This is a genomic window from Polaromonas sp. P1_G1 (genome assembly GCF_056405595.1).
In genome coordinates, this window is sequence record NZ_JBFUBU010000044.1 from 26,109 (window position 1) to 39,254 (window position 13,146).

The window sequence follows — 13,146 nt, forward strand, 5'->3', positions numbered from 1 at the left end:
TCTCTCCCCCTTCTCTCTTCTCTCTTTTCCCGCTTCCCCAAGGACAGTCCATGCTTTTCGATGCATTCCCCCTGCGCGCGATCCCGCTCAAGAACCGTGCCGTGATGTCACCGCTTACGCGCAGCCGCGCGGTCGACAACAACACGCCCAACAGCCTGATGGCCACCTACTACGCCCAGCGTGCAAGCGCCGGCCTCATCATCACGGAAGGAACTTCACCCTCACCCAACGGCTTGGGCTACGCCCGCATCCCTGGCCTCTTCAACGACGCCCAGGTACAAGGCTGGAGGCTGGTGACCGACGCCGTCCATGCCAAGGGCGGCAAGATCGTCGTGCAGCTGATGCATACCGGCCGCGTAACCCACCAGGCCAACCTGCCGGCCGGCGCCGAAGTGCTCGGGCCTTCACCCGAGACCTGCCCTGGCGAGATGTGGACCGATACGCAAGGCAGCCAGCCGCACTCGCCGCCGCGCGCCATGACCGAGGCCGACATCCAGGCCGTGATCGGCGAATACACCACGGCCGCGCGCCTTGCCATCCAGGCCGGCTTTGACGGCATTGAGTTGCACGCGGCCAACGGTTACTTGCTTGAGCAATTCCTGAACGCCAACGTCAATCGCCGCACCGATGGCTACGGCGGCACAGCCGAAGGGCGCAACCGGCTGGTGCTGGAGGTCGCCCGTTCTGCCGTGAAGGAGATCGGCGCCGAACGAGTCGGCATCCGCCTGTCGCCTTACGGCGTGGTCAATAGCACCGGCACATTCGAAGGCGTGGACGAACAGTACCTGGCGCTGGTGAAGAAACTCTCCGGACTCGGCCTCATGTACGTTCATGTCCTGGACCATTCGGCCATGGGCGCCCCGCCTGTCCCGGCAAAGCTGAAGGCCGACTTGAGAACTGCGTTCGACGGCCCCTTTATCCTTGCCGGCGGACAGAACAAAGCCAGCGCACAACAGGCACTGAGCGACGGCCGTGCGGACCTGATCGCCATAGGCAGGCCTTTCATCGCCAACCCTGACCTGGTCGAGCGCTGGCGCCAGGACGCGCCCTTGAACGCACCTGCCCCGGACACGTTCTACACACCCGGTGCAAAGGGCTACACGGACTATCCGACGCTCGCGGCTTGAGCATCAGACATCCCCAGTCAGCACCGCCAGGCAGGGAGGCCTTGCCTCCCGCATGCCTGCGCGGATTGTCTAAAGCTTGGCGATGGACACCTCGGTCGACTTGACGAGCGCCACGACTTCGCTGCCGACGGCCAGCTCCAGCTGGTCGACCGAGCGCGTGGTGATCACCGAGGTCACGATGCCCCAGGGCGTTTCGACGTCGATTTCGGACACGACGTCGCCGCGGATGATTTCCTTGACCTTGCCGCGGAACTGGTTGCGGACGTTGATGGCTTGGATGGACATAAAGGTTCTCCTGGAACTGGGTTGAAAAATCGTTGAAGGGGTAAAAAACTCAGACCGCCCAGCGCACGCCGTGCACCGGCGTGTTGGGCCACAGCGGCTCGCTCGGGGAAATCGCCTCGCCGGGCTGCTGCAGCACACGGTCCAGGATCCTCTTTTCGATCTGGCCGAACTGCGGATCGCTGCGCTCGCGCGGCCTGGCGATGCGCACCCGTTCGTCGAGCGCGATGCGGCCGTCCTCGATCAGGATCACGCGATCGGCCAGCGCCACGGCTTCCTGCACATCGTGCGTGACCAGCAAGGCGGTGAAACCGTTGCGCTGCCACAGGCCTTCGATGAGCTGGTGCATTTCGATGCGGGTCAGCGCATCCAGCGCACCCAGCGGTTCGTCAAGCAGCAGCAGGCGCGGGTTGTGCACCAGAGCCCGGGCCAGCGACACGCGCTGGCGCTGTCCACCCGAGAGACGCGCCGGCCAGTCGGGCTGGCGGTCGCCCAGGCCCACCTGGGCCAGCACGTCGGCCGCGGCCGCATGGCCGCCGGTCGGCAAACCCAGCGCCACGTTGTCGATCACGCGGCGCCAGGGCAGCAGGCGCGAATCCTGGAACATGATGCGCGTGTCTTCGCGCAGGCCGGTCACGTCCTGGCCGTCCAGCCGGATGCTGCCTTGCGTGGCGGCCTCCAGCCCGGCCACCAGGCGCAGCAAGGTCGATTTGCCGCAGCCGCTGCGGCCCACGATGGCGACGAATTCGCCGGGCTCGATCACGAGTTCGGTGTGCTGCAGTACCTGGCGCTTGCCGTAGCGTTTGGACAGGCCGCGTATTTCAAGGCGCACGCCGCGGTCTTGCGGCAAAGGCCCGGCTTGCGGCGGTAGCGTGTCAGGCGCGGTGGCGGTGCGCCCGGATTCCGCTGCGAGGTAGGCCTGGGAAGATTCAAAAGAGACTTGGGGATGCAGCATGGTGTTTCCTCAGTCGGTTCAGGCTGCAACCGATTGGTAGCCGGGGTGCCAGCGCAGCCAGTAGCGCTCCAGCCCGCGRGCGAAGACGTCGGCCAGCTTGCCCAGCAAGGCATAGAGCAGGATGCCGACCAGCACGATGTCGGTCTGCAGGAACTCGCGGGCGTTCATGGTCAGGTAGCCGATGCCGGCCTGCGCCGAGATGGTTTCGGCCACGATCAGGATCACCCACATCAGGCCCAGTGAAAAACGCAGGCCCACGAGGATGGACGAGAGCGCGCCCGGCAAGATGACCTCGCGGTACAGCTGCCACCGTGTGAGGCCGTAAGTTCGGCCCATCTCGATGAGCCCCGGGTCCACATTGCGGATGCCGTGGAAGGTGTTGATGTAGATCGGGAAGAACACCGAGACCGCGATCAGGAAGAGCTTGGCGGTTTCGTCGATGCCGAACCACAGGATCACCAGCGGGATCAGCGCCAGCGCAGGGATGTTGCGCACCATCTGGATGGTCGAGTCGAGCAGGGTTTCAAAAAACTTCACCGACCCGGTCAGCAGGCCGAAGGCCAGCCCCAGCCCGCCGCCTATGGCCAGGCCCGCGAGCGCCCTGCCCGCGCTGACCTTCACATGCGTCCACAGCTCGCCCGAGGCCGACAGCGTCCAGGCGGCCTTGAGCACCTCTGACGGCGCCGGCAGCACACGGGTCGACAACCAGCCCAGCGAGGAAGCAATCTGCCACAGTGCCACCAGCCCGACCGGTACCACCCAGGGCAGCAGGCGCTGGCCGAGGTCGCGCAGCACGGCGGCAAGTTGAAGGCGCGGCAATACAAAACCCGAGCCCAGCGGCAAAAAGCCCAGGCCGGGGGCGTCCACGGTGTCGGGCACCGGGGTTACCTGGAGTTCACGAAGGGAATCTGTCATGGCGGGGCTCCGGGTTCAGCTTTGCGAGACGCGCGGCAGGTAGTCATTGGCCACGACTTCGCCGAAGGGGCCGTTGAGCACGCGGCCCGGCAGCTTCTGGCGCAGTTTGCGCGGCAGCAGCGGGAAGACCAGCTCGGCAAAGCGGTAAGCCTCCTCGAGGTGCGGATAGCCCGAGAACACAAAGGTGTCCAGGCCCAGGGCCGCATATTCCTCGATGCGCGCGGCCACGGTTTTGGCATCTCCGACAAGCGCGGTGCCGGCGCCGCCGCGCACCAGGCCCACGCCGGCCCAGAGGTTGGGGCTGATTTCAAGCTCCGCGCGCGTGCGCTTGCCGCCGCCCGCATGCAAGGCGGCCATGCGGCGCTGGCCTTCGGAATCCATGCGAGAGAATGCTGCCTGCGCACGGCCCACGGTGTCATCGTCGAGTTTGCTGATCAGGCTTTCGGCGGCGCGCCAGGCTTCATCGTCGGTCTCGCGCACGATGACGTGCAGGCGTATGCCGAACTTGACGGTGCGGCCGTGCCTGGCCGCCCTCGCCTTCACGTCGGCGATTTTTTTGGAGACCTCGGCGGGCGGCTCGCCCCAGGTCAGGTAGGTGTCGACCTGCTCGGCGGCCAACTCATGGGCCGGGGCCGAGGATCCGCCGAAGTACACCGGAGGATGCGGTTTTTGCAGCGGCGGGTACAGCAGCTTCGCGCCTTTGACGCTCAGGTGTTCGCCCTGGAAGTCATAACTTTCGCCGGCATGGCTGCGCGCCAGGATCTCGCGCCAGATGCGGATGAATTCGGCTGACTGTTCATAGCGCTGGGCGTGGTCCAGGTAGACGCCGTCGCCCTCCAGCTCGGCCTGGTCGCCGCCGGTGACGAGGTTGATCAAGAGGCGCCCGCCCGAAAGCCGGTCAAAGGTGGCGGCCATGCGCGCGGCCAGGCTGGGCTGGTGCAGGCCGGGCCGCACCGCCACCAGGAACTTGAGGTTTTTGGTGACGGGCAGCAGGCTGGAAGCCACCACCCAGGGGTCTTCGCAGGAGCGGCCGGTGGGAATCAGCACGCCTTCATAGCCCAGGGTGTCGGCGGCGGTGGCGACCTGTTTGAGGTAGTCGTGGCTGACCTCGCGCGCGCCTTCGCCGGTGCCCAGGTAGCGGCTGTCGCCATGGGTGGGAATGAACCAGAAAACCTGCATGGAAAACTCCTTGTGTCTTGCGTCTTGTGTAGGGCTTATTTACGCGCAACCTGCGTGGCTTCAGGCCGCCAGACGATGTCGGCCACTTTCACGGGCCGCGGGATCAGGCCCAGGCGAAAAAAGGCATCGGCCACGCGTTGCTGGTCGGCAATCGCCGTGGCGTTGAGCGGTCCCACGGGCGACACCGGGCGGCGCTGGATGAACAGGCTCACCACGCCGGCGTCCAGCCCGCTGAACTCGGACACCAGCTTGATGGCCTCCTTGCGGTCGCTTTGCACCAGCGCGTCGGCGCGGCTCAGCTCTTCGAACAAGGCGGACAGCGTCTGCGCATGCTGGGTGACGAAGGGGCGCGAGGCCAGGTAGAAGGAGTTGTTGCTCGACAGCTCGCGCCCGGTGGCCAGCACGCGCGGCTTGATGGCGAGTTCGATCGCGGCGTAGAACGGGTCCCAGATGGCCCAGGCGTCCACGCTCTTGCGCTCGAAAGCGGCACGCGCGTCGGCGGGCGCCAGGTAGATGGGCTGGATGTCCTCCCACTTGAGGCCGGCCTTGTCGACGGCGCGCACCAGCAGGTAATGCGCGCTCGAGCCTTTTTGCAGCGCGATCTTTTTGCCCTTGAGGCCGGCCAGGCTGCGGATGGGTGAATCGCCGAGCACCAGGATGGCCGAGCTGTCGGGCTTGGGCGGCTCGACACCGACGTAGACCAGGTCCTTGCCGGCGGCCTGCGCGAACACGGGCGGGGAATCGCCGGTCAGGCCGAACTCCAGGCTGCCGACCGACAGTGCTTCGAGCAGTTGCGGCCCGGCGGGGAATTCAGCCCAGGTGATTTTGGTCGTGGGAAAGCGCTTTTCGAGCACGCTTTTCTGCTTGAGGATGACCAGGTTGACGGCGGACTTCTGGTAGCCGATGCGCAGTTGCTCGGGGGCTTTTTCGGCCTTGGCGACGGACTGCGCGTTGGCGCGCGGAAAGCCCAGGCCCCACAGCGAGGCGGTGGTGGCGACGATCTGCAGAAAGCGGCGGCGCAGTTGGAGTGGTGTGGAGGTGTTCATGCTGCGGTGTCCTGGTTTCAGGGAGCCGGTTTGTAGGCGGCGTCGCTGACGGCGATGGCCTTGGGGATCAGCTTGAGTTCGAAGAAGGTGTCGGCGAGTTTTTGCTGGTCGGCGATCACACTGGCGGGCACCGGTTGGACCTTGAACTCATAGCGCTTGAGGCTGAGCTCGACCACGTCGACCGGCAGGCCCTGCAGCGGCGCGATCAGCTCGGCCGCCTTTTTGAGGTTGGCCTTGAGCCAGGCGCCGCGCTCCACCGAGTCGTCAAACAGGGCCTGGATGACCTTGGGGTTTTTGGCGACGAAGTTGCGTTCGGCCAGGTAGTACTGGTAGTTGTTGACCACGCCTTTGCCATCGGCCAGCACACGCGCGCCTATGGCTTTTTCAGCGGCGGCAGTGAAGGGGTCCCAGATCACCCAGGCGTCGACGCTTTTGCTTTCAAAGGCGGCGCGCGCATCGGCGGGCGGCAGGTAGACGGGCTGGACGTCGCTGAGCTTGAGCTGGTTTTTCTCGAGCAGCTTGACCAGCAGGTAGTGGACGTTGCTGCCCTTGTTGAGGGCGACTTTTTTGCCCTTGAGTTCGGCTACCGATTTGATGGCGGAGTCTTTCGGCACCAGGATGGCTTCGGCCTCGGGCGCGGCCGGGTCGTAGCCTATGTAGGCGAATTTGGCGCCGGCGGCCTGGGCGAAGATGGGCGGCGCTTCGCCCACATAACCGACGTCGACCGAGCCGAGGTTCAGGCCTTCGAGCAGCTGCGGGCCGGCCGGGAACTCCACCCACTTCACGCTGGCGTTCAGCGGCAGCAAGCGTTTTTCGAGTGTGCCCTGGGCTTTTTGCAGCACAAACAGGCTGGCGGCCTTCTGGTAGCCGATGCGCAGTTCAATCTTCTCTTGCGCATGGGCCACGGGCAGGCTCAGCAAGGTGATGACACCCGCGAGCAGCGCAGCCAGCAACAGAGTCAGGCCGAAGTCGAGCCAGCTGCGTGCCTTGGGCGTTCGTTGATCCGGAATGCCGGGTGAAACACTGGGCTCAATGTTCGATGCGTAGTCGGAAGTAATGCTCATGTTCATGTCCTTTTCAAGGGTGTCTTTTTCCGGGTGCGCGGGGGCGGCAGGCAAAGCCTCTCCCCGGCCGCCTGCGAGGCGGTTTAAAAATCTGCGTCTTGGGATTCGGGGCTGCAGGCTATCCATCAGCCCGCAAGCCCCGGTGCGGCATCAGACGCTACATCGCACCCGGGAAAAGTGCACCGGCTCAAAACCGGCCGTGGCCGGCTGGCGAAAGCTTTCGGCCAGCAGGGTCAGCACCGCGTCGTCCAGCCGCACGGCGATGTCGGGGCCGACCTCGTAGCGCTTGTCGGCCGACTGCGGCACTTGTGAATCGGTGGCGTAAACGCCGGGCAGGATGTGGCGGGCCGCCAGCGCCTGCAGCACCGGGCGCAGGGCGTAGTCCAGCGCCAGCATGTGGTGCGGGCTGCCGCCGGTGGCCAGCGGCAGCACGGTTTTTTCTTTCAGCGCGGTCTGCGGCAGCAAATCAAGCAGCACCTTGAGCAGGCCGCTGTAAGCCGCCTTGTAGACCGGCGTGGCTACCACGACGGCGCGCGCCCTGGCGATCTGCTCAATCGCCTTGACGATGGCCGGGTGACCCCATTCGGCCAGCAGCAGCGCCTGGGCCGGCAGTTCGCGGATGTTGAGGCGCTCGACCACCAGGCCGCCGCGCAGGGCCAGGCGGTGGCTGACCGAGTCGAGCAGCGCGGACGAGCGCGACTGCTCGGATGGGCTGCCGGCAATCAATAAAACGGATTGTTGCGCTGACATTGTTTGAGTTTTCCCTGAAGTGCCCGTGTGATCAGGCGCGATGTGACAGTTCTTAAATTCCAGTGCCGGCGCGGAACCGGCTTAGCCGGGCCGCAGCGGGCGCCCCCTGGGGGGAGGCGGCCAGAGGCCGCTTCGGGGGGAGCTTATTTCTTGGTATAGATCTGGTCGAAGGAGCCGCCGTCGGCAAAGTGCTCCTTGTCGGCCTTGGTCCAGCCGCCAAAGGCCTGGTCGATGGTGAACAGGTTCAGCCTGGGGAACTGCTTGGCGTACTTGGCAATGGCTTTTTGCGAGACGGCCGGGCGGTAGAAGTTCTTGCCGGCGATGTCCTGGCCTTCCTCGGAATACAGGTACTTGAGGTATTCCTCGGCGACGGCGCGCGTGCCTTTTTTGTCCACGTTCTTATCGACCACGGCGACGGCGGGTTCGGCCAGGATGCTCAGCGAGGGCGCGACCACGTCGAACTTGGCGCCGAACTCTTTCTCAAGCAAATACGCCTCGTTTTCCCAGGCGATCAGCACGTCGCCCTGGGCGCGCTGGGCGAAGGTGATGGTGGAGCCGCGGGCGCCGGTGTCGAGCACCGAGACGTTGCCGTAGAGCTTGGCGACAAACTCCTTGGCCTTGGCGTCGCTGCCGTATTTGCGCTTGGCGAATTCCCAGGCGGCCAGGTAGTTCCAGCGGGCGCCGCCCGATGTCTTGGGGTTGGGCGTGATCACGTTGATGCCGGGCTTGACCAGGTCGTCCCAGTCCTTGATGCCCTTGGGATTGCCCTGGCGCACGGCCAGCACGATGGTGGAGGTGTAGGGCGAGGAATTGTGCGGCAGCTTCTTTTGCCAGTCGGCCGACAGCCAGCCGCCGTTTTTGACCAATGCGTCGGTGTCGCCGGCCAGGGCCAGCGTGGCGACGTCGGCGTCCAGGCCGTCAATGATGGAGCGCGCCTGCTTGCCGGAGCCGCCGTGCGACTGCTTGATGGTCACGTCCTGGCCAGTCTTGGCCTTCCAGTATTTGCTGAAAGCGGCGTTGTATTCGACGTAAAGCTCGCGGGTCGGGTCGTAAGAAACGTTGAGCAGCGTGACGGGCGGCTTGGCTGGCTGCTGGGCCTGGGCCGTCAGCAGTGACCCTGCCAGCGTCAAACCCAAACCAAGCGCGGCGGCGGTTCGGGTGGAAACATTGATAAAGTTGCGGCGTGAAGTCATGGTTGCTCTCTTTTCCAGAAAAATGCAGGTAAATGCGAACAAAATGGATTCTGGAAGCAGCACTTGAAAACCGGAACGAATAAAAACTCAGTTCTTTATTCTGTAAACATCCTTAGACTCCTCTTAAATCCCCCCGATACACGAAAGAACTCTCGCCATGGCACGCCTCGTCAAATGCATCAAGCTCGGTAAAGAAGCCGAAGGCCTGGACTTTCCCCCCTACCCCGGTCCCTTGGGCAAACGCCTCTGGGAAGAAGTCAGCAAGGAAGCCTGGGCGGAATGGATGAAGCAGCAAACCATGCTGGTCAATGAAAACCGCCTGAACCTGGCCGACGCCCGGGCCCGCCAGTACCTGGCACGTCAGATGGAGAAACACTTTTTTGGCGACGGCGCCGATGCAGTGCAAGGCTACGTCCCGCCTACCCCCACCCCTTGATGCGGCGGCATGCCTGAGCGCATTGAGTGGCTGGACGATGGCACGGCCGGCGGCAGCCCCTTCAGCCCGCGCTTCGGCGACCGCTACCGCAGCGAACTGGGCGGGCTGGACCAGGCCCGCGAGGTCTTTCTCAAAGGCTGCGGCCTGCCTGAAGCCTGGGACGGCCAGCCGCAATGGACGGTGCTGGAAACCGGCTTCGGCCTGGGCCTGAACTTCCTAGTCACCTGGGCCGCCTGGAAGGCCGACCCAAATCGCCCGCTGCTGCTGCATTTCGTCTCGACCGAGGCCTTCCCGGCCAGCGCCGCCGACGTGCTGCGCAGCGCGCAGACGCATCCTGAGCTGATTCCCTTCGCCGAACAGCTGCGGGCCCAGCTCTGGGGCCTGCTGCCGGGTTTTCATCGCCTGGTGTTTGAAGGCGGCCGGGTCTTGCTGACGCTATGCATAGGTGACGCCAAGGCCATGCTGCGCGAACAGTCGTTCGAGGCCGATTCGGTCTACCTGGACGGCTTCAGCCCGCAGCGCAATCCCGACATCTGGGACCTGCACACCTTCAAGGCCGTGGCGCGTTGCTGCCGGCGCGGCACGCGCATCGCCACCTGGACGATTGCGCGCAGCGTGCGCGACGCACTGGCGCAATGCGGTTTTGTGGTCCGAAAGGTGCCCGGCATACCGCCCAAGCGCGACAACTTGCAGGGAGAGTTCAACCCGGCCTGGGAACCTAAAAAAGCGCAGCCCTCTCCCCAGCGGCGCGCGCCCTCAAGCTGCGTGGTGATAGGCGCGGGCCTGGCCGGCGCGGCCGTGGCGGCCAGCCTGGCGCGCCGGGGCTGGCAGGTGCTGGTGCTCGATGCGGCCGAAGAACCGGCCGCCGGTGCATCCGGCCTGCCCGCCGGGCTGCTGGCGCCGCATGTCTCGCCCGATGACAACCCGCTCTCACGCCTGTCGCGCCACGGCATACGCGCCACACTGCAGCAAGCGGAAGCCGTGCTGCCGGCCGGCGACTGGGGCCGTAGCGGCGTGCTCGAGCACGAAGTGGAGCACCCGCGCAAGCGGCCCGAGGCCTGGCAAGCGGAGTGGGCCGATGCCGCCGGCGATTGGTCACACCCGGCCGACGCGGCGCAGCTGGCCCAATGCGGCCTCCCGGCAGACGCACCCGCGCTGTGGCATGCGCGGGCCGGCTGGGTGCGGCCGGCCGCCCTGGTCGACGCCTGGCTGGCCGTCCCAGGCGTGCAATCGCAGGGCCGCTCGCGGGTGACCCGCCTGAGCCACGCCGCAGGCCAATGGCAAGTTCTGGATGCGCAGGGACGGGAACTGGCCCGCGCCGAGCTGGTCGTGCTGGCGGCCGGGTTTGCGAGCCGGGCCCTGGCCGCCGGCGCGGATGAGGAGGCCAGCGAGCTCGCATTGCAAGCCATACGGGGCCAGGTCAGCTGGGGCCGTCACGAGCCCGGCGCGGCCGGCGCCCTGCCCGCCTTTCCGGTGAACGGCCACGGCAGCCTGGCGCCCGCCGTATCCCTGCCAGGTGAAGCCGGCGGCCTGGCCTGGGTCATGGGCTCCAGTTTTGAACGCGATAACGCCAGGCCCGAGACGCGGCCGGAGGACGACCAGCACAACTTCAGCCGGCTACAGGCCCTGCTGCCGCAAGCGGCCCACGCGCTGGCCCCGCAGTTTGGGGCGGGACAGGTCAAGAGCTGGGCCGGTGTGCGCTGTGCCACGCCCAGCCGCCTGCCCGCGCTGGGGCCACTGGCGCCGGGCTTGTGGGTCTGCAGCGGCATGGGATCGCGCGGGCTGACGTTTGCCGCGCTGTGCGGGGAAGTGCTGGTCGCGAAGCTGCATGCGGAGCCTTTGCCGCTGGAGCAGCGGCTGGCCGATGCGCTGGCGCCGCAGCGCGTGCCAGCCGGTTAATGCCTAGCGCGCGCTGCGCAGCAGGTATTTGAGTTTGCCGGGATGCAGGGGTTTGCTGAGGCTGCCGCGCGCGCCGGCAAACCAGCCGCGCACCGCATCGAGCGGCGACAGACTGTTGCCGGTCAGGATCAGGAACTCCACGGGCGGCCGCGTGGCTGCCACGCGCTTGACCATTTCCCAGCGTTCCATGTCGGGCAGGTCCATGTCGAGGATGACGAGTTTGTAAAGCCGCGTATCCATGAGCTTGAGCGCTTCGGTGCCGGTGGCGGCCTCGTCGACGAGCAGCATCCCGGCCATGGCCAGCCGGGCGCGCAGGTAAAGGCGTGCATCGCGGTCGGCGTCGACCACCAGCACCTGGGCCTGCTCAGGCGGCTCGGTCGGGGGGCCTTCCAGCGGCGAAGGCGCGGTGGGAGCTTCGGAGTCAAAGTCAAGGTCCAGGTCCAGCAGCGCGGTGGACTCGGACAGCAGGTCTAGGTCGAGGTCGGCCCCGGGGGTTTGCGACGAATCGGCCGCGAGCAATATGTCCAGGCCTTCGATCACGGCCGCCCATTGCAGCGGGCGCTTGACCACCAGGCTGGCTCGGGCCGGCGCGTTRTCGCCTATCCAGATCAGTTTGAGCTCGTCGTGGGCGGGGTTGGCCAGTTCCAGCGTGGCTTCCCAGCTGTCGCCGTCTATCAGGGCCATGCCGGCGTCTTCAGGCGCCGCGGCGGTCCACAAAGCGTAAGCCGTGGGCCTGGTTTCGGAAAGGCGAAACACCGTGTTCAGGGCGTGACGCTCGACGTCATCAAACCCAAACACTTTTACAAAAATCCGCTTGACAGCCTCACCACCCGTATTCGTCATTGGGCCTGATTATGCGGGGATTCGGCACGCCCCTTTTCATGATTCCCCTGAAATTGGCGTACGCGTTGCCAAAAGGTCACTTCATGGCTTCGGCCGGACGGCGGGCCTTGACATAGTCGTCATTGGGCAAATAGGCCTTGCCGTCGGCATAACGCCACTGCACCATGGTGCCCTTGTTGCCGCGCAGGTCCAGTTTGCCCACGTAGGCGCCCATGGTGGACTGGTGGTCGATGGCGCGGAATTCGGCCGGGCCGAAGGGGGTGGAGAACTTCAGGCCGCGCAGCGCCGTCACCAGCTTTTCGTTGTCGGTGGAGTTGGCTTTCTTGATGGCGGCAAAAATGGCCTGCATGGTGGCATAGCCCACCACCGAACCGACCTTGGGGTATTCCTTGAAGCGGCGGTAGTAATTGGCGGCAAAGCTGGCGTGCTCGCGCGAGTCGATCTGGTCCCAGGGGTAGCCGGTCACGATCCAGCCCTTGGGCGTCTCGTCCTTGAGCACGTCCAGGTACTCGGGCTCACCCGACAGCAGCGACACCACAGGCGTCTTCGGGAAGATGCCGCGCTGGTTGCCTTCGCGCACCAGCTTGGCCAGGTCGGCGCCGAAAGTCACGTTGAAGATGGCGTCGGGTTTGGTCTGCATGACGGCCTGCAGCGTGGTGCCGGCGTCCAGCTTGCCAAGCGCGGGCCACTGCTCGCCGACGAATTCCACGTCAGGGCGTTTGGCCTTGAGTAGCTCCTTGAAGGCCGCAACGGCACTGGTGCCGTATTCGTAGTTGGGCGCGATCACGGCCCAGCGTTTGGCCGGCAGCTTGGCGGCCTCTTCGACCAGCATGGCGGCCTGCATATAAGTACCAGGGCGCAGGCGGAAGGTGTAACGGTTGCCTTTGTCCCAGATCAGGGCGTCGGTCAGCGGCTCGCTGGCGATGAAGACCCTTTTGTTCTTCTGGGCATGGTCGGCCAGCGCCAGCCCGACGTTGGACAAAAAGCCGCCGGCCAGCACGTCGACCTTTTCCTTGGAGGTCAGCTCAATCGCGTGGCGCAGGGCCTCTTCGGGCTTGCCTGCGTCGTCGCGGGCAATCACCTCTACCTTGCGGCCCAGCAGGCCGCCGGTGACGTTGATCTCTTCCACGGCAAGCTGCCAGCCCTGGCGGTAAGGCTGGGTGAACTGGGGGATGGTCGAATAGCTGTTGATCTCGCCAATTTTGATGGGCGCTTTCGAGCCACCCTGCGCCAGCGCCAGGGCGGCCGTAAAAGCCAGGAACAAACCGCCCAGCAGGGCAGATTTCGCAAATTTCACGGTTTTCTCCAAAAAGTGAGCGATGCCATCCGTCAAGCCGGCGCATACGGATACGGATACGGATACGGATACGGATACGGATACGGATACGGATACGGATACGGATACGGATACGGATACGGATACGGATACGGATACGGATACGGATACGGATACGGAT

At 65.4% G+C, this 13,146-nt stretch carries 13 protein-coding genes; 3 read left to right on the forward strand and 10 right to left on the reverse strand.

What is annotated here, in order from left to right; genetic code table 11:
* The first annotated feature begins 50 nt into the window (after positions 1 to 50).
* Entirely contained in the window at positions 51 to 1,127 is a 1,077-nt protein-coding gene (locus tag AC1D1Y_RS20385; protein WP_477683943.1) for an alkene reductase, read from the forward strand.
* Between the two features lie 69 nt (positions 1,128 to 1,196).
* On the opposite strand, the gene AC1D1Y_RS20390 is transcribed toward AC1D1Y_RS20385, so the two are convergent.
* From AC1D1Y_RS20390 to AC1D1Y_RS20425, 8 genes are all read right to left on the reverse strand, one after another.
* Positions 1,197 to 1,412 (reverse strand): TOBE domain-containing protein, encoded by a 216-nt coding sequence (locus tag AC1D1Y_RS20390; RefSeq protein ID WP_007869745.1) that lies wholly within the window; start codon positions 1,410 to 1,412, stop codon positions 1,197 to 1,199.
* 49 nt (positions 1,413 to 1,461) lie between these two features.
* Positions 1,462 to 2,364, reverse strand: a complete 903-nt coding sequence (locus tag AC1D1Y_RS20395; protein WP_477683944.1) for an ATP-binding cassette domain-containing protein — start codon at positions 2,362 to 2,364, stop codon at positions 1,462 to 1,464.
* 18 nt (positions 2,365 to 2,382) lie between these two features.
* Entirely contained in the window at positions 2,383 to 3,279 is an 897-nt protein-coding gene (gene ssuC / locus AC1D1Y_RS20400; RefSeq protein ID WP_477683945.1) for an aliphatic sulfonate ABC transporter permease SsuC, read from the reverse strand.
* Between the two features lie 15 nt (positions 3,280 to 3,294).
* Positions 3,295 to 4,458, reverse strand: coding sequence for an FMNH2-dependent alkanesulfonate monooxygenase (gene ssuD / locus AC1D1Y_RS20405; RefSeq protein WP_477683946.1), 1,164 nt, complete (start codon positions 4,456 to 4,458; stop codon positions 3,295 to 3,297).
* A 35-nt stretch (positions 4,459 to 4,493) separates the two neighbouring features.
* Positions 4,494 to 5,504, reverse strand: a complete 1,011-nt coding sequence (locus AC1D1Y_RS20410; protein WP_477683947.1) for a sulfonate ABC transporter substrate-binding protein — start codon at positions 5,502 to 5,504, stop codon at positions 4,494 to 4,496.
* Between the two features lie 17 nt (positions 5,505 to 5,521).
* Positions 5,522 to 6,568 (reverse strand): sulfonate ABC transporter substrate-binding protein, encoded by a 1,047-nt coding sequence (locus AC1D1Y_RS20415; RefSeq protein ID WP_477683948.1) that lies wholly within the window; start codon positions 6,566 to 6,568, stop codon positions 5,522 to 5,524.
* 150 nt (positions 6,569 to 6,718) lie between these two features.
* The gene (gene ssuE / locus AC1D1Y_RS20420) at positions 6,719 to 7,318 is read right to left on the reverse strand and encodes an NADPH-dependent FMN reductase (protein ID WP_477683949.1); all 600 of its coding nucleotides are present in this window, start codon (positions 7,316 to 7,318) and stop codon (positions 6,719 to 6,721) included.
* A gap of 143 nt (positions 7,319 to 7,461) precedes the next feature.
* Positions 7,462 to 8,511 (reverse strand): sulfate ABC transporter substrate-binding protein, encoded by a 1,050-nt coding sequence (locus AC1D1Y_RS20425; protein ID WP_477683950.1) that lies wholly within the window; start codon positions 8,509 to 8,511, stop codon positions 7,462 to 7,464.
* Between the two features lie 157 nt (positions 8,512 to 8,668).
* On the opposite strand from AC1D1Y_RS20425, the gene AC1D1Y_RS20430 reads away from it, so the two are divergent.
* Positions 8,669 to 8,947: an oxidative damage protection protein gene (locus AC1D1Y_RS20430; RefSeq protein WP_411883929.1), complete on the forward strand. Its 279-nt coding sequence runs from the start codon at positions 8,669 to 8,671 to the stop codon at positions 8,945 to 8,947.
* 9 nt (positions 8,948 to 8,956) lie between these two features.
* Positions 8,957 to 10,846 carry a bifunctional tRNA (5-methylaminomethyl-2-thiouridine)(34)-methyltransferase MnmC2/FAD-dependent 5-carboxymethylaminomethyl-2-thiouridine(34) oxidoreductase MnmC1 gene (gene mnmC, locus AC1D1Y_RS20435; protein WP_477683951.1) on the forward strand — a complete coding sequence of 630 codons (1,890 nt, stop codon included), beginning with the start codon at positions 8,957 to 8,959 and terminating at the stop codon, positions 10,844 to 10,846.
* Between the two features lie 3 nt (positions 10,847 to 10,849).
* Here the strand turns inward: mnmC and AC1D1Y_RS20440 are convergent, their stop codons facing one another.
* Both AC1D1Y_RS20440 and AC1D1Y_RS20445 read right to left on the reverse strand, forming a co-directional pair.
* A complete protein-coding gene (locus AC1D1Y_RS20440) occupies positions 10,850 to 11,602 on the reverse strand; it encodes a response regulator (RefSeq protein WP_477683952.1) in 753 nt (250 codons plus the stop codon).
* A 163-nt stretch (positions 11,603 to 11,765) separates the two neighbouring features.
* Positions 11,766 to 12,986 carry an ABC transporter substrate-binding protein gene (locus AC1D1Y_RS20445; RefSeq protein ID WP_477683953.1) on the reverse strand — a complete coding sequence of 407 codons (1,221 nt, stop codon included), beginning with the start codon at positions 12,984 to 12,986 and terminating at the stop codon, positions 11,766 to 11,768.
* Between the last annotated feature and the right edge of the window lie 160 nt (positions 12,987 to 13,146).

Bases quoted from the DNA above. Each gene is read 5' to 3' on its own strand.
- AC1D1Y_RS20395 (WP_477683944.1), bottom strand. From the start codon at position 2,364: ATGCTGCATCCCCAAGTCTCTTTTGAATCTTCCCAGGCCTACCTCGCA.
- AC1D1Y_RS20390 (WP_007869745.1), bottom strand. From the start codon at position 1,412: ATGTCCATCCAAGCCATCAACGTCCGCAACCAGTTCCGCGGCAAGGTC.
- AC1D1Y_RS20430 (WP_411883929.1), top strand. From the start codon at position 8,669: ATGGCACGCCTCGTCAAATGCATCAAGCTCGGTAAAGAAGCCGAAGGC.
- AC1D1Y_RS20425 (WP_477683950.1), bottom strand. From the start codon at position 8,511: ATGACTTCACGCCGCAACTTTATCAATGTTTCCACCCGAACCGCCGCC.
- AC1D1Y_RS20415 (WP_477683948.1), bottom strand. From the start codon at position 6,568: ATGAGCATTACTTCCGACTACGCATCGAACATTGAGCCCAGTGTTTCA.
- AC1D1Y_RS20410 (WP_477683947.1), bottom strand. From the start codon at position 5,504: ATGAACACCTCCACACCACTCCAACTGCGCCGCCGCTTTCTGCAGATC.
- AC1D1Y_RS20385 (WP_477683943.1), top strand. From the start codon at position 51: ATGCTTTTCGATGCATTCCCCCTGCGCGCGATCCCGCTCAAGAACCGT.
- ssuE (WP_477683949.1), bottom strand. From the start codon at position 7,318: ATGTCAGCGCAACAATCCGTTTTATTGATTGCCGGCAGCCCATCCGAG.
- mnmC (WP_477683951.1), top strand. From the start codon at position 8,957: ATGCCTGAGCGCATTGAGTGGCTGGACGATGGCACGGCCGGCGGCAGC.
- ssuD (WP_477683946.1), bottom strand. From the start codon at position 4,458: ATGCAGGTTTTCTGGTTCATTCCCACCCATGGCGACAGCCGCTACCTG.